Source organism: Austwickia sp., from assembly GCA_016699675.1.
Classification (GTDB): domain Bacteria; phylum Actinomycetota; class Actinomycetes; order Actinomycetales; family Dermatophilaceae; genus Austwickia.
Genome location: CP064985.1, coordinates 361,394 through 377,362, shown reverse-complemented (window position 1 = coordinate 377,362; position 15,969 = coordinate 361,394). Strand labels below are relative to the sequence as shown.

The 15,969-nt window shown below is 72.0% G+C and carries 11 protein-coding genes and 1 pseudogene; 6 read left to right on the top strand and 6 right to left on the bottom strand.

The annotated features are described in order from the left end of the window. Positions 1 to 76: 76 nt before the first annotated feature. Entirely contained in the window at positions 77 to 1,579 is a 1,503-nt protein-coding gene (locus IPK37_01735) for a WecB/TagA/CpsF family glycosyltransferase (GenBank protein QQS01231.1), read from the bottom strand. Between the two features lie 272 nt (positions 1,580 to 1,851). Here IPK37_01735 and IPK37_01730 point away from each other — a divergent pair, with 272 nt between their 5' ends. The 3 genes and pseudogenes from IPK37_01730 (at position 1,852) to IPK37_01720 (ending at position 7,565) form a co-directional block, all read left to right on the top strand. Continuing rightward, on the top strand, positions 1,852 to 3,015 hold the full coding sequence (locus IPK37_01730; protein ID QQS01230.1) for a hypothetical protein: 1,164 nt from the start codon (positions 1,852 to 1,854) through the stop codon (positions 3,013 to 3,015). Between the two features lie 38 nt (positions 3,016 to 3,053). Further along, a pseudogene (locus IPK37_01725) lies at positions 3,054 to 4,398 on the top strand (IS256 family transposase). A 560-nt stretch (positions 4,399 to 4,958) separates the two neighbouring features. Continuing rightward, the gene (locus tag IPK37_01720) at positions 4,959 to 7,565 is read left to right on the top strand and encodes a hypothetical protein (protein ID QQS01229.1); all 2,607 of its coding nucleotides are present in this window, start codon (positions 4,959 to 4,961) and stop codon (positions 7,563 to 7,565) included. A 13-nt stretch (positions 7,566 to 7,578) separates the two neighbouring features. Here the strand turns inward: IPK37_01720 and IPK37_01715 are convergent, their stop codons facing one another. Continuing rightward, positions 7,579 to 9,816: a glycosyltransferase gene (locus IPK37_01715; GenBank protein QQS01228.1), complete on the bottom strand. Its 2,238-nt coding sequence runs from the start codon at positions 9,814 to 9,816 to the stop codon at positions 7,579 to 7,581. Then, complete coding sequence (locus IPK37_01710; protein ID QQS01227.1) at positions 9,813 to 10,940, bottom strand: acyltransferase; 1,128 nt, start codon at positions 10,938 to 10,940, stop codon at positions 9,813 to 9,815. Before IPK37_01710 ends, IPK37_01715 begins: the two co-directional genes overlap by 4 nt. Before the next feature lie 74 nt (positions 10,941 to 11,014). On the opposite strand from IPK37_01710, the gene IPK37_01705 reads away from it, so the two are divergent. Further along, a complete protein-coding gene (locus IPK37_01705; protein QQS01226.1) occupies positions 11,015 to 11,854 on the top strand; it encodes a DUF4124 domain-containing protein in 840 nt (279 codons plus the stop codon). Here the strand turns inward: IPK37_01705 and IPK37_01700 are convergent. Together IPK37_01700 and IPK37_01695 are read right to left on the bottom strand one after the other, a co-directional pair. Then, on the bottom strand, positions 11,820 to 13,139 hold the full coding sequence (locus IPK37_01700; protein QQS01225.1) for an O-antigen ligase family protein: 1,320 nt from the start codon (positions 13,137 to 13,139) through the stop codon (positions 11,820 to 11,822). The two genes, IPK37_01705 and IPK37_01700, sit on opposite strands and share 35 nt — an antisense overlap. Before the next feature lie 14 nt (positions 13,140 to 13,153). Further along, positions 13,154 to 14,119: a hypothetical protein gene (locus IPK37_01695; protein ID QQS01224.1), complete on the bottom strand. Its 966-nt coding sequence runs from the start codon at positions 14,117 to 14,119 to the stop codon at positions 13,154 to 13,156. Between the two features lie 375 nt (positions 14,120 to 14,494). On the opposite strand from IPK37_01695, the gene IPK37_01690 reads away from it, so the two are divergent. Both IPK37_01690 and IPK37_01685 read left to right on the top strand, forming a co-directional pair. After that, positions 14,495 to 14,770, top strand: a complete 276-nt coding sequence (locus IPK37_01690) for a F0F1 ATP synthase subunit epsilon (GenBank protein ID QQS01223.1) — start codon at positions 14,495 to 14,497, stop codon at positions 14,768 to 14,770. Between the two features lie 3 nt (positions 14,771 to 14,773). Beyond that, positions 14,774 to 15,217 carry a DUF2550 domain-containing protein gene (locus tag IPK37_01685; protein ID QQS01222.1) on the top strand — a complete coding sequence of 148 codons (444 nt, stop codon included), beginning with the start codon at positions 14,774 to 14,776 and terminating at the stop codon, positions 15,215 to 15,217. Between the two features lie 31 nt (positions 15,218 to 15,248). Here the strand turns inward: IPK37_01685 and IPK37_01680 are convergent, their stop codons facing one another. Continuing rightward, positions 15,249 to 15,875, bottom strand: a complete 627-nt coding sequence (locus IPK37_01680; protein ID QQS01221.1) for a cob(I)yrinic acid a,c-diamide adenosyltransferase — start codon at positions 15,873 to 15,875, stop codon at positions 15,249 to 15,251. Positions 15,876 to 15,969 lie beyond the last annotated feature (94 nt).

Genomic DNA, 15,969 nt, shown 5'->3' with positions numbered 1-15,969 from the left:
TGCCGACTTCGCGGTGTGCAGGGCGTCCGCCGAATTGGCCCCCCAGGTGATCCGAGCCATCATGCGTGCGGGGTCCTCACGTATCCGTGGAGATGCTGTCGCGACGCCGGTGACTGGAGGCAGCCCGGCGCCGCGCCGCCAGGACGGCGTTGACGGCGCGGGTCGAGGCGCTGGCCTGCGCCCGGGCGGCGGCGGCGACCGGTGGCGTGGTCGCCGTCTCGGCGGCACCCACCTGCGCGGCCGGCGTCGAGCCGGTCGCGGGCAGCGTGCCTGCGGGAAGATCGGCGGCGGGAAGCTCGGCGGCGGGACGCCCGGCCTCAAGGGTCTGCTTGGGGCCGAACCGGTGGTCCCGCCACACTCGGAACAGGAAGAGCGGGTTGCCGATGACGTAGCGCCGCCACATCCGGCCCGGCTCCTGCATCAGCCGCCAGACCCACTCCATGCCGATCTCGCGCACCCACAACGGGGCGCGCGGGATCCGCCCGGAGTAGAAGTCGAAGAGGCCGCCCACCCCCATGAGGACGGCGGGGCGCAGCTGGGGACGCATCCGCTCGAGCCACAGCTCCTGCTGCGGGACGCCCATCGCGACGAGCAGGATCTGGGCGCCTGAGGCGTTGATCGCCGCGACCACCTCGTCCTCCTCGCCGGCGATGTACCCGTGATGGGTGCCGACGATCCGCAAGCCCGGGTAGCGCTTGGTCATGGCCCGCCCGGCCTCCGCCGCCACGCCGTCGCGCGCCCCGAGCAGGTACAGGGGTGTCCCCTCCGCCGCGGCGCGCTCACACAACCGGGGGAACAGGTCGGTGCCGTTGACGTTTTCCCGCAGGCCTACCGCCTGCATTCGGGTCGCCACCTTGATGCCGATGCCGTCGGGCAGGACCAGGCTCGCCCGGTGCAGCACCGCTCGGTAGCCGATGTCCTGCACGGAGATGTTCAGGCAGCTGGGGTTGACGAAGCAGACGAGCCGCCCGGCGCCCACCCGGTCGCCACCGGCGCCGGCGCCGTCGGATGATGCGGCTGCGCCGGTGCGGGTCTGCTCGAACACCCAGTCGATCGCTTCCTGCATGGTCTTGTTGGCGATGCTCACGTCCAGGATGCGCAGATGCTCCGGGGTCACGGCGGACGCCCGGCCCGTCAGGCTCGACGCGATGAACGACCGGGCGACGAGCGCCAGCCCCTCCCGCGTGGTCACCGTCGATCCCTCGGCGAGCGCCCGATCCGCGGCAGCGTCGCCGTCGTAGTCGATGCCCAGCTGTTGTTGGAGGCGCCGGGGTGAGAACAGCCCGGGTACGGCGTGCCGGCGCCAGTCCTCCTGCGGCGGAAGCTGCTCCAGCTCCGCGCCGGTGAGCGGCCGAGGGCCGACTAGGCGCAGATCACCGCGGGCGACCGCCGTGAGGTGGAGCAGGTCCGAAGACCCCTTCTCCCCGGCGAAGCGCAGCAGGCGCAGCGGCTGACCGTCGCGGCCCACCACGGCTTCGCCCTCGACGACGTGTCCGGTCCGCACGAGCGCGCGGACGCTCCGAACAGCCAGGACGGGCGAGGCGGCGGCCAACACGACGTACGCCACGGCTTTGTCCACGATGTCTCCCTTCCGGCCTGTGCCGTCACCGAGACGACAACAGGCGAGCAGGTCGCAGAGGGTGCCCATGAGTCCCCATGTGATCCTGGTCACACATTTCCCGAGAACGCCCCGTCCGCGCGGCTGTGGGCGGGCCAGCCTTATTGTCACCCACCGGGTTTGCGACGGCAGCACCCGGCCCCCGGCGCGTCGGGTCGCTATTCATGTGACCGGGGCCAGGGCCGATGGGGGTGGCGATTGGATTCATGTACTCGCCACGGAAGGCGTCCCCCATGCGTACCATTTCGCGCCGAACGCGCGCGGCGACCGTCGTCGCTTCCCTCGCGATGCTCGCCGGTCTGCCCGCCGCCGCGGAGGCGGCCTCGGTCGCGACCGAGGCCCCGGTCCACCTGACCGCGTCCGACGACGTCAGCTTCACCGGCAAGCGGTCGGGGACGACCGCCCTGCGCGGCCTGGCCCGACGCCCGGCGCCCAAGGCCACGCCCGGCCCTACCAGCCCCACCCCGACGAAGAACCCCGGCGGCACCTCACCCACACCTGAGGCGAGTGGTCGGAGCACGACGGCGCTGGTCAACTTCGCCGCGCGCAGCTTCTTCTACGACGACATCAGCACTGCACCCCTCGATCGCAACAGCCCGGCGATCGCCGCCAACCTGGCCCGGCAGGTGTCGTCCCACTTGGGCGGCGTCGCCGCCCTCAACGCCCACGCCTGGAACACCACCTTCTACCGGGTGGATGCCAAGACCCCGCGCGTGAACGTCAAGTGGTCCAACTGCATGAAGTTCTCGTGGACACCCGACGGGATGTTCAACGGGGCCAAGGTGTTCCTCAACGTCCCGGTCCCCACCCACGCCGTGGCCGCCACCGGCTCGGACGGGGCCATGTCCATCTATGACCCCACGACGGACACGTCCTGGGAGTTCTGGCAGATGAAGAAGGACGCCACCGGGGCCTGGCAGGCGTGCCAGGGTGGCCGCATCGACAAGGTCTCGACGGCCATGGGCCAGTTCCCCGTCGGTTTCGGCGTCAGCGCCTCCGGGCTACACATGGCCGCGGGCACGATCTCCGCGGCCGAGGCCCGGGCCGGGAAGATCGATCACGCCATGTACCTCGCCGTCGTCGAGGCCCGGCACTTCTCCGAGTTCAGTTGGCCGGCAGTGCGATCCGACGGATACACCAAGGACCCGAGCGCGCCTCTGGAGGGCCAGCGGCTGCGGTTGGACCCGACGCTGAACGTCGATGCTCTCCCCATCAGCGCCTTCGCCAAGACCGTCGCGAAGGCCGCCCAGAAGTACGGCTTCATCGTGTGCGACAAGGGCGGGGCCGTCGCGGTCGTCGGCGAAGCCGCCCAATCCCTCAAGGCCACCACCGGAACCGACCCCTGGCCCACCATCCTGGGGGTGTCAACTCTTCTGTGTAAGGGTCTTCGGGCCTGACACGAGAGGACGCAGTACGCGTGAGCATGATGGACGAGATGACGGCATCGACGAACGGCGCGGAGGCGACGGCGGCGATGGCCGAGGAGCTGGTGGCTTCTGGCGCCTTGGACGGGTTGTTCTCCCGGATCGATTCCGGTGAGGTGCAGCTGACCGGTGAGGGCGGGATGCTGCCGGCGATGATCAAGGCTGCGCTCGAGCGTGGCCTGCGGGCCGAGCTGACCGATCACCTGGGATACGACAAGGGCGACCCGGAGGCGAAACACTTCCCGAACTCGCGTAACGGCACGACGCCCAAGACGGTCTCGACCGAGGTCGGCGACGTCGCCCTGGAGGTGCCTCGGGACCGGGCGGGGACGTTCACCCCGATGCTGGTACCCAAGGGTGCGCGGCGCCTCGGCGGCCTCGACGACATGATCATCAGCTTGTATGCGGGTGGGATGACGGTCCGGGAGATCGCCCATCACCTCGCGGCCACGATCGGCACCGAGCTGTCCCACGAGACGATCAGCAACATCGTGGACGAGATCGCCGATGAGGTGATGGCCTGGCAGAACCGGCCGTTGGAGGCGTTCTACCCGGTCATCTACCTCGACGCGATCATCGTCAAGATCCGCGACGGCGCGCACGTGCGCAACAAGGCCGCGCACATCGCCGTGGGCGTGGACATGGACGGGATCAAGCACGTCCTGGGCATCTGGATCGAGAACACCGAGGGCGCGAAGTTCTGGGCCGGGGTCTGCGCCGAGCTCGCCAACCGCGGGGTCCGTGACGTGCTGATCGTGTGCTGCGACGGCCTCAAGGGCTTCCCCGAGGCGATCGAGGCGACCTGGCCGAACTCACTGGTCCAGACCTGCGTGGTCCACCTGATCCGCGCCGCGATGCGGTTCGTCTCCTACGGCGACCGCAAGGCCGTCGCCGCGCCCTGAAGCCGGTCTACACCGCCGCGAACGCCGAGGCCGCCCTGGACGCCCTGGGAGCGTTCGAGGCCAGCGAACTCGGCCGCAGATACCCCCACGCGGTCGCGACCTGGACCGGGGCCTGGGAGCGGTTCACCCCGTTCCTGGCGTTCCCGCCCGAGCTGCGGCGAGTGATCTACACGACGAACTCGATCGAGTCGCTGAACTACCAGCTGCGGAAGGTGACCAAGAACCGTGGTCACTTCCCTCCGACGACGCCGCCCGCAAGCTGCTGTGGCTGGCGATCTGCAACATCGAGGACCGCCGCGCCCGCGAACGAGCCAAGGAACGCGGCAAGCCCGCGAACGAGCGCAAGGCCTCAGGCCGGCTCGTCGAGGGCCAGGTCACCACGAACTGGAAGCAAGCCCTCGCCCAGCTCGCCGTGGCCTACCCCGAACGCATCAACCCCTACCTGACCTACTGAAAGCCCGACCCGCTTACACAGAGAAGTTGACAGGCCCACCATCCTCGGTGGACCCGACCACGAGGCCCTGCGGGGATTCCCGTGGGACCGCATTCAGGCCCTCCCCAAGGACTACGGCAAGCGCTGAGCCCTCCCGACGGAGGCGGCGCGGCCTTCCGCGCCCGCCGCCGACGCCGGTGGCGCATGTCGCCCATCCCTCGGCGCACGCCGTCGCCTGCAGCAACACGCACCGCCTCTCGGCGTGCTCCCGTCCTTCCTCGCTGGCCCTCCTCGCTGGCCCTCCTCGCTGGCCCTTCTCGCCTACCCTTACCCTCCGTGCGCTGCGCCGTGAGGGCGCCATCGCGCCTCCGGTGACCGCCGGCCCCCGCCACACCCCGCGAACCGCGCCGTCGGGTGGGGTCGCGGATCACATCAACCCCAGCAGTCACATCAACCCCACTAGTCACATCAGCCCCACCAGGCACGTCATCCCCACTAGTCACATCAGCCCCACCGCACCTGCTGTTCCCCACTGACCCAGGCGTTCCCCTCCGAAGGCGCCCATTGCCCAAGGAGATGTCATGTTCCACACCCGTCCGGGGGTCGCCTACGCGGCCTTATGCCTCAGCCCCCTGTCGCTCGTCACCGTAGGGTCCGCCCTGGCCGCCGGCCCGGCTCCCGCGCAGGTGGTGGCCCGCACGGTCGCCGCCTTCTCCGATGTCACCGACTCGACCGGGCGGGTGTGGAAGGCTCGCGTGGGACTGGTCGGCGGGACCACCAATTCCAGCGCACTCACCGGCAAAGACGTCCTCGGCACCACCGAGGATGCCCTCTACCAGAGCTCGACGTACACCTCGACCGGCTACACCCTGCCCGTCCCGGCGGGCCGCTACAGCGTCCGGCTCCTCATGGCCGACGGGTATTGGACCAAGGCCGGCCAGCGGGTCTTCGACGTGACGGCGGAAGGCGCCCCGGCGCTGGCCGGGGTCGACATCGTCGGCGCGGTGGGTCGGGCGACGGCGTACGATCGCACGTTCGCGGTCGACGTGACCGACGGCGTGCTGAACCTGGGCTTCGTGAAGGTGGTCGACAATCCCCTGATCGCCGCCGTCGAGGTGAGCCTCGTCGGGTCCGCCGGCGAGCCCAGTGCACCCACGAGCACGACCGGCACACCGACGACGAACGTGCCCACGACGAGCACCACCAGCCCGATCAGCGCGCCGACGACGAGCATCCCCACGACGAGCATCCCCACCACGGGGACGAGCGCCAGCAGCACGACAGCCACCCCCTCGCCCAGCGCCACCAGCTCGACCACGCAGGCTCCGCACGTGGTGGCGCGCTCAATCGCGACCTACGCCAACGTCGTGGACGCCGCGGGCAACGTCTGGCGTTCGCGCGCGGGATTCGTCGGCACCGATCGCAACTCGCGCGCGCTCGTCGGGGTCGACATCAAGGGCACCACCGATGATGTGCTCTACCGCGAGCTCACTTTCGGCACGACCGGATACTCGGTCGCGCTGACCGACGGTCGGTACCGGGTCCGCCTGCTGATGGCCGAGGACTATTACTCCGGCGCCGGCAAGCGGGTCTTCGACGTGACGGCGCAGGGGGCCCCCGCCCTGCAGCGGGTCGACATCGCCGGCGCGGTGGGCCGCGCGGCGGCGTACGACCGCACCTTCGAGGTCGACGTCACCACCGGATCCCTCGCGCTGCGGTTCGTGCCCGTCGTGGACGTGCCGCAGTTCGCGGCCATCGAGGTGGCGCGGGTGGGCGCGGCGGCCACCCCCACGTCGCCGCCGACAACGCCAACGACAACGTCGCCAACAGCAACGACGACAACGACGGGTACGCCGAGCGGGGTGCCGACGACCCCGTCGGAGCCCACGACGACGCCGCCGAGCAGCACGACGACGACCACGACGAGTACGCCGAGCGGGGTTCCGACGACGCCGCCGGACAGCACGACGACGCCGCCGAGCAGCACGACGACGACCACGACGAGTGCGCCGACCGGAGTGCCGACGACCCCGCCGGCGACGACGACCGCCCCGCCGGAGACCCCCACCTCGTCATCTCCGGACTCCTCGACGACAACGCCAACGACGACCCCGACGAGCCCGGCGCCGACCAGCACGACGACGACAGCACCCGACCTGATCTCCGACGGCACCGCGCCCATCCCGGTGGGGGTCGGCAGCCCGTGGATCACCCGCATCGGGGACGCTCCGCTCGATCCGAACTCCGCGGCCATGGCGGCGAACCTGCGCACGGACGTCCTCAACAACTGGGGTGGCATCGCCGCGTTCAACAACACGCACTACAACACCTCGTTCTACCGGGTGCCGGCTGACCAGCCCCGCGTCGACGTCGACTTCGTCGACTGCCAGAACAAGCGTTGGGTCGACCCGAACCTGTTCACTGGGCCGGCGTTCTTCAAGGGGGTGCCGATCCCGGCCGACGCGCAACCGGCCAAGGGCACCGACGGGGAGCTCACCATCCACGACCCGGCGACTGACCAGCTGTGGGAGTTCTGGCAAGCGCGGCGCAACCCGCTGTCGGGGAACTGGGAGGCCTGCTGGGGCGGCCGCATCGACGCGGTGTCCCAGGGCATGGGAATCTTCCCGCGCTACTACGGCGCCACCGGCACGGGCGTGGCCATGGCGGCGGGGATGATCGGCCTCGACGAGGTGCGCCGCGGCTCGATCGACCACGCCATGTACCTCGGCGTCATGAACGCCCAGTCCTACCCCGTCATGTCGTGGCCGGCCCTGCGCACGGACGGCAATCTCACCGATGCCAACGTCGTCCGGGAGGGCCAGCGGCTCCGACTCGACCCGACCCTGGACCTGACCCAGTACGACCTAACCCCGGTGGGCCGGATGGTCGCGCAGGCGGCGCAGCGGTACGGGTTCGTCGTGTCCGACCGCTCCGGCGCGGTCGCGGTCGTGACGGAGTCCGGCCAGCGGGAACGTGCGCTCACCGGCACCGACCCCTGGACGGCGCTGTTGGGACGCTGGCAGCCCTACGAGGTCATGCGCAACTTCCCCTGGGAGGCGATCCAGGTGGTCGAGAGCGATTGGGGTCGGCCCGCCGACGCGACGCTCGCCACCCCCACCCCGACGACGCCGCCGGCGACGCCGACCACCAGCAGCCCCACCGGCGGCACCGGCCCCACCCAGCCCTGACTCGCCGGCGGGCTCACCCGGTCCCGGGCGTCCCGGACGTTGCTGGCGCGGCGGCGGGCACCGCAGCGGGCACGGTCTGCGCCAGGAAGTGGGCTATGGCCGGGCCCGTCGTCGCGGGCGTGAACTCAGCGAGCACGGCGTCCCGGCCCGCCGCGCCCAGGCGGGCGCGCAGAGCGGGGTCGCCGGCCAGCCGCTCCAGCGCGTCCGCGAGCTGGTCCGGTCGGCCCGGCCGCACCAGCAGCCCGTTCGCGCCGTCGACCACCAGCTCGGCCACGCCCGAGATGTTCGTCGCCACGGCGGGCAGCTCGGTCGCCATCGCCTCCATGAGCACTGTCGGCAGTCCCTCCATGAACGACGGCAGGACGTAGACGTCGGCCCAGTGGTAGTACGCCGGCAGATCGTCCTGCCCGACGGCGCCGACCAGCTCGAAGCTGGCCTCGATGCCCTCGGCCGCGACGGTCTCGCGCAGGGCCGCCATGTCCTCGCCGTCCCCGATGACGCGCGTGTGCGTGGCGACTCCCCGGGACGCCAACAGCTGCACCGCCTCGATCAGGGTGGGGATGCCCTTCAGGGCGACGAGCCGGCCGACGGTGACCAGCCGCAGCGGACCGTCGTGGCCGCGTGGCGACGGCGGCGGGGGATAGGCGGCCGGGTCGACGCTCATGTGGACGACCTCGATCTTCGCCCACTGGTCGGTGGTGGTCAGGCGCATCAGCTGGCTGCGGGTGAAGTCGCTGATCGCGGCGATGCCGCGGGCCTCGCGGATCTTCGCCGGCACGTCCCACTGGTCGACCCACTGGAACTCGGCGTAGCCGTGCACGGTCAGCGACCACGACCAGGACCCGGGCCCGTCGATGGCGCTCCCGATCGCGACGACGAGTCGGGCGACGTCGGCGGACACGTTGGCCATGTGCACGTGCAGGTGCCGCAGGCCGAGCTCGGCCATCCAGCCGTGCAGGAGGACAGCCTCGGCGAGGTAGAAGCCCTGCCAGGTCTTGCCGCGCAGGGTGCCGTAGCCGCAGCGGGATGCGTACGCCGCCGCCCGCGCCAGCGCCCCGGGATGGGTGCCCGCCAGCCGGGCGATCCCCGCCGCGACGGCCGCCTTGTCGGACAGGATCACGCGGGTCCGCTCGTGTTCGGCACGCATGGCCGCGGAGCGGAGTTCGTCGGGGGGACAGGGCCGCACGCTGAACGTGTGGACCTGCCACCCCTGGTCGCGCAGCGCGGCGATCTCGCGCTCGATGAAGGTGTGGGACACGGCGGGATATTGGCTGTTGAGGTACGCCACGCGCCGCCCCGGATCGGGCGGCGGCGCGGCCGTCCGGACAGCCGTAGCGACGGGATCGTCCGTCGCTCGGGTGGAGCCGTCGCGGTCCCAGGTGCTGGTCGCGGAGGCCGTACGTCGAGCGCGCAGCCGGGCCGCGGCCGTGACCCCGGTGTAGGCCGCCAGCGCCGGCCACAGCCGTGGCGTGCTGGCCGCCAGCCGCGCCAGCGCCCTCGTCGTACCGGCCGTGCTGGCCGAGAAGTCCGCGGCGCCCGCGTCGGCGACGCCCAGCTCGCCGTGCTCGGCGCTCGCGAGCTGCGCGTTGCCCCGGGCGACCCGGGTGCGCACGGCGATGAGGTCGGGCAGCGTGCGCGGGGCGCGCACGATGGACAGCCCGGCCACGGCGACGTGCTCGTCGGGGGCGAACAGCCGGCCGACGAACTTGTCGTCGTTCTGCACCTGCGGAAACGCGCCCCAGCGCGCTCGCCCGGCCCGCGAGACGCCGTACACCCCCCGCCCGACCAGGGTCTGGGACATGGCGGGCAGGGCCAGGAAGGCCTCGTGGAAGGCGCGCACGGGATAGCTGCAGCCGTCCAGATCGAACGCCAACTGCGGTGCAGCACAGCGGGGCTGGTCCGTCGAGAGCGCGTCGATGAGGGCCCGCAGGGCGCCCTGGCCCAGTTCGATGTCCGCGTCGAGGTAGATCCGCGGGTATGTGCTCGCCACCTCATCCGCCGCGTTGAGCGCGCCGATCTTGCCGGGGGTGGGCAGGTCGAGGACCGTCACGCCGGGGAAGGCGCGGGCCGCGGCCACCGTGTCGTCGGTGCAGCCGTTGGCCGCGACGACGATCTCCAGCGGCCCGACCTCCTCGCTCGCCAGCGCGGCCAGGCAGCGCCCGATGACCTGGCCCTCGTTGTACGCCGGGATGACGACGGACGCGTACGGCGACGCGACATGCGGCGTTGCGGCCCGCGGTGCCTCGCTCACGCGTCGCCCCCCTGCGGGCGACAAGCCCCGGGTACGTCGGGGCCGGGCGGCGCCGCCCCCGCCCCGGCGGGCAACCGCGACCTCAGGACGCGCGCCGGCACGCCGCCGACGATGCTGTACGGCGGAACGTCCCTGGTCACGACGCTGCCGGCGGCCAGGATCGACCCGCGACCCACGCGCACGCGGGCGGTGATGGTGACGTTGGCGCCGATCCACACGTCGTCCTCGATGACGACCGGCCGATCGACCTCGCTCCAGCCCTGCCGGTTCATCGGGACGGTGACGTCATCGAAGCGGTGGTTGGCGCTGATGATCGTGCAGCGCGGACCCATCATCACGTCCTCGCCGATGACGACCGGCCCGAGGATCTCGGCGTCGACGCCCAGCCCGGAGCGGGCGCCCAGGCTGATGCCCTTGCCCGAGCCGAACGTGGCGCCGTGCTCGATGTTGACGTCCGGTCCGGCGTGGTCGAGCAGGCGCTGGCCGGCGCGGGCCCGCAGCCGGGCCGCTGGCCCGCCGCCGGGCGCATAACTGCGGGGAAGGTGGGTGCCGACCGCGTAATACGCGACATAGGCGGCGCCGCGCAGGGCCTGGGACAGCAGGGGTCTGGGCACCGGGGGGCCTTTCTTGCGGTGGGGGCGGCGGTGCGTCGCCAGGCGAGGGATAACTCGGCGCCCGGCCCCGTCATTATCGCCGCCGCCGGGGGGATGGCCCTCGCGGCGCGCCCCGTCGGGGCAGGAACCGGGCACCGATCGCGCGGGCGTCCAGGGCGCGAATCCCGTTGCCGCCGTGCCCTTCCCGGCCGGGTCGCGGCGGGGTCGGGGAGTGCGGCTCCGTACACTGGGGCCAGCGAAGGCCCAGCATCGACTGCGAAGGGGGCCGGATGAGCACTCCGGGGCAGACCGCGGATCCGGCGGCGCGCGAGGAGTCCACCGAGGCGGCACCCGCGCACCGCCGCGGACCGTCGCGCAAGGTCGTGGCGGCGCTGGCGGCCCTCGCGGTGCTGGCGGGCGGCGTCGTGGTGGCCCTGGAGCGGGCGACGCGCCCGGAACCGCCGTCCAGCTCGCCCTCCCCGGGTCCCTCCGAGACCGGTCGCGGGGGGTTGCCGGCGGACTTCGGGCCATACCCGACGTTCGCCCCGGACTCCGTGTTCGCCGCGGACGTCACGTCGGCACCGGTGAACCCGCGCGGTCCCGCCATGACGGCCCTGCTGGCGCGCAATGTCGCCGAGAACTGGGGCGGTGTGGCCGCGCTCAACGTCGCGAAATACGGGGCGGGCTACGCCGTCGCCGACGCGGACACCCCGAAGACCGATGTGAAGTATGTCGACTGCCAGAAGAAGGGGGCGACGCCGCCGGGGCTGTACGACGGGCCCAAGTACTTCTCGCAGGTGCCGATCCCGGCCGACGCCGTGCCCGCCCCCGGCTCCGACGGGCACCTGGCCGTCTACGACCCGGGCCGGGACTCGCTGTGGGAGTTCTGGATCGCCAGCAAGGACGACGCCGGCGCGTGGCAGGCCTGTTGGGGTGGTCGCATCGACGGCGTCCGCTCCGCGAAGGGACAGCACAAGCCGCCGTACGGCGTGGGCGCGGCAGGCCTGGCGACGGCGGGCTACATGGTGCGCCTGGAGGAGGCGAGGGCGGCTCGCATCGACCACGCGATGGGTCTGGTCGTGATGGAGGCGGCGCCAGGCCACGGCTATCCGGCGAATCGTGACGACGGCAACAGCAGCCATCCGGGGGCCGTGCAGGAGGGGATGCGGCTGCGCCTCGACCCCTCGGTCGACGTCGACCGCCTGCCGATGAACACGCTCGGCAAGGCGATCGCGCGGGCGGCGCAGAAGTACGGATTCATCGTGTGCGACAAGGGCGGCGCGGTCGCCGTCATGGCCGAGACCGGCGGCCGCTGGGAGAAGCGCACCGGGACCAACCCGTGGGGCTCGCTCGGCTACGGCGGCGAGGCCTATCAGGCCCTGCGCGGATTCCCGTGGGACAAGATCCAGGTCATCGAGAAGGACTGGGGCAAGCCGGCTCGGTGATCGCGGCGCCGACCCGAGCCGGCCCGGCCGCTCCCGGCGATGCGGTCGTCTCGCCGAGCCCGGCGGCGGTCGGGTCGGCCACCGCCCAGGGGTAGGCGGCCACCCCCGCCAGCAGCCAGGCGACGTAGTTGGGGAACGGCAGCGCGAGCGGACCCAACAGCCCCGTCACCACCCAGGCGACGAACGCGGCGGCGCCGAGCGCCCGCCAGCCGAAGAGGTCGCCGCGCGCCCTGCCGACCATGCTGCGTCCCGGCCCGAAGACCCAGATCAGCAGGTATGCGGCGGCAGCGGGAATGCCGAGCTCCGCGGCCCGGGACAGGAGCACGTTGTGGATCTCGATGACGACGTTGTTCATGGCGAAGTCGTCGGAGATGCGGAACCACTCCGCGCCGTCGGGATAGAACCGGCGCCAGCCGATCCCGGTCCACGGCAGGTCGTGCAGCAGCGCGAGAGCGGCCGCATTGCTGCCGAGCCGGTCGTCCACGGAGTTCTGGTCGCCGAGGCGACTGGCGAAGAGATCGGCGACGCCGGGGATGGCCACCAGGGCCACGACGGCGACGCCCGCGATGGCGGCGAAGGCCGCGGGGATCCAGCGCCGCAGCCGCGGAATGAGCAGGCCCCCGATGAGCAACCCGGCGCCGGCGCCGAACCACGTGGCCCGGGTCAGGCTGAGGGCCGTCGTCGTCAGGCCCGCGCCCGCGGCGACCATCGCGAGGAGCCGCCATCCCGAGGTGCGCACTCGAGCAAGCAGCAGCATCGCCGCGAAGGCGCAGATCGCGGCGGAGAGGCCCATCGCGTCGCTGGCGACGAACGGGCCCCGGGCGCGGCCGTAGCCGAGGCCCACCTCTGGGTCGGTGATGTAGCCCGGGACGACGAAGTCGGGCGCGGCCATCTCGAGGATCCCTGTCAGGCCGAGGTAGACCCCGATCAGCGTCAACGTCTTGAGCAGGAGGTCGCGGTGGCTCGGCCGGTCGAAGAAGAGCGGCGCCGTGACGAAGAGGAGCATCGGGATCACCATGCGATCGGCCAGCGCGAACAGCGGCACCACCTGGAACAGGTTGCCGTGCCACATCATCGACCCGACGGTCCAGGCGACCAGGGCGAGCATGAGCGTGTGCACGCCGTGCCAGCGCAGGCGCCCGCGCCGACCGTCGAGCAGGAGCAGCAGGAAGGCCAGCGGGATGAACAGGCGATCCGGGCTGACCGGCAGCCGGAGCTGTTGGCTGTTGCCGTTGACGAGGTTGCAGGCCAGGCCGATGAGCAGGCACCACACGTAGGCGGGCACGGCCCCTCGGCCGGTCACGGGTGCTGGGCGCTGTCTGCGACCGTCTCGGCCGGCGCCTTGCGGGCCCGGCCCAGGCGGCCGCGCCGGTCGGTGTTCACGGCTCGATCGGGGGCCGGTCCGCCCTCGCGATGCGGGCTCGGCGCGGGCTCCGGGCGGGCCGTCCGCCGACGCCGCCGCCGGTCGAGACCCGAGGCGATGAGCAACGCCAGCAGGGCGCCCGCTCCGAACCCGAGCATGGCCCCACGCTGGAGGGTGCTGGAACGGTCGTTCCCGACGATCTGGGCGCCCTGGCCGGTGGAGCGCAGATCGGCCTCCGTGGAGTTCTGGCTCACCAGGCGGCGGTACTTGTCGAGGCGGGCGTCCTGCTCCGCCTGCAGCTGGGCTCGCACCGTGTCGGTCTTGGCGAACTCCTCCAGGTCGGCCGCGATGACCTCGGCCGACGCCTTGTTGGCCAGGTCGCGGTTGTACTTGCCCAGGTTGCCGGCGGCCCCGGCCTGGGCCTTGGACAGGTCCGGGGCGTGGGCGACGATGTCCTTCATCACCTCGGCCGGGTTGTTCTCGGCGCGCACCTTGTTGACCTCCGCCATCAACGCGTCCGCGGCGGCCTGGCTTGCCGCCGTCGCCACCTCCGGATCGGTCGCCTTCGCCTCGATGCGGATGATCGAGGACTCGGGGATGGGGGAGGCGGACAGCGAGATCGTGCCCGGTGGGGGTTTGATGCCCGAGGTGCCCTGGTCGGTCACCCAGCGCGAGTAGTTCGAGGCCATCTCCTTGGCGGCCGTGGGGTAGCCGGGGATGTTGAGGGCGCTCATAGCGCCCTTGCCGATGGCGAGGCGCGTCTCGCCGGTGTAGACGACCGGGCGCGTCGTCGCCGCGCCGATGCCGAGGATCGTCACGAGCAGGGTGATCAGCAGGGCGGCGAACCAATGGTGCCGTAGGGCGGTCAGCGCCGAGCCCTGATCGGTGTCGGTGGTGGACACGAGTCTCCTAACCGTTGCTAGGGAGGCATGCCAGTTGCCATCCCGTGGCCGATTTCCGGTCACCCGCAAGGAAACTCGGACGTCCGTGCCATCGCTCGGCCATGCTCATTCTGGGTCGCCGAGCCCGCTGTCGCCCAACTGCCGCCCCGGCGCGTCGCGAGCGGTTTGGTGGGTTCGGTCCCCCACCCGACCGTGCGGCGCCGCCTGGTTCCGACGCGGCAGAGGCCCACCTCCGACGCGGCTGCGGCCCACCTCCGGATCGGCGGGCCCGGATCGGCACCGATGTGCACTGGGTCGCATCTCGTCGCGGCGATCTGCGGCGCGACGCTCGGATAGACTCCGGGGGAAACCTGCCCCACAGACCGGAGGACTCCCGTGGCATCTCTGCATGTCGAGCTCGTCGCCGCAGACCGTCAGGTCTGGGAGGGCGAGGCCCGGATGGTCAGCGCCCGTGGCATCGAGGGCGATCTGGGGATCATGCCCGGACATGCGCCGCTCCTCACGGTGCTCGTGGAGGGCGACGTACGGATCGACGCCGAAGGCGGCCGTCAGACCGCCCACGTCGACGGGGGATTCCTCGCCGTCGATGAGAACAACGTGCGGATCGTCGCCGAGACGGTGACCACGGCCTCCACGCCTGCCCGAGGTTGATTCGTGTCGGTGCTGGTCACGGCTGAGATCGTGGCTGGCGCCTGCCTCGCTGCGGCGCTGCTCGCGCTCGCGTTCATCTTTGCCCGGCGCCGCCTCCTCGCTCGCGGGGGCGACCCGATGCTGTGCGACCTGCGTCCCGCGGCCACCGCGCATTGGCGGGCGGGGTTGCTGCGGTTCGACGACGCCTCGATCGCCTGGATCCCGCTGCTCGGCGTGACGCTGCGTCCCGCGTATTGCTGGGATCGGCAGGGCCTCGACCTCGGGAGCTTGGCCGAGCTGGCGCCCGGCCAGCGGCTCGAGGCCGGCACGGTGCACGCCTTCCTGGAGGGGACCCCCGTGAGCCGCGGCCCGCGCAGGGTGGAACTCGCCCTGGGGTCCGATCCCTACACCGCCCTGCGCGCCTGGCTCGAGGCGACACCGCCGGAGCGCCGACCGGTCGACTGGTAACGGCCGGCGCCGCGGCGGTGACCAGCCCTGATCAACCCTGGGGCGCCTGCGTGCGGCCCCCGCCGGGCTGCCAGAGCACGTCTCCGCCCGCGTCGATGTTCGCCACCCGGGCGAGGACGAAGAGCAGGTCGGAGAGCCGGTTGAGGTAGGTGGCGGTGGTCGGGTTGATCCCGCCCGGACGCTCGGATCCCTCCGCCGCCGGCTCGGTGCCGTAGGCCTCGATCGCGGCCCAGGTCGCGCGCTCGCCTCGCCGTACGATCGTGCAGGCCAGATGAAGGTACGCCGATCCGGGCGTGCCGCCGGGGAGGATGAAGCTGCGCAGCTTCTCCGTCATCGCGTTGTAGTGGTCGCAGTCGGCCTCCAGCTCGGCGACCCACTCCTCCTTCACCCGGAGCGGCTCGTACTCGTAGCTGGTCGCCAGGGGATTGCACAGGTCGGCGCCGACGTCGAAGAGGTCGTTCTGGATGCGGATCAACGTGGTCCGCACGTCGTCGCGCAGCCCGCCGGCGGCCACCGCGATGCCGATGGCGGCGTTGGCCTCGTTGCAGTCGGCGTACGCCGCGAGCCGCACGTCGGTCTTCCGGGTTCGGCTGAAGTCCCCCAGCGCCGTGCTCCCGTCGTCGCCCGTCTTCGTGTAGACCCGCGTGATGTTGACCATGCCCTCGATCCTGGCACGGTGCCGACGAGGCCGCGCCGCTGGGCGAAGTTCGGCCCGCTGTGAGCACATTCACCGGCGCTAACGCCGCGGGGAA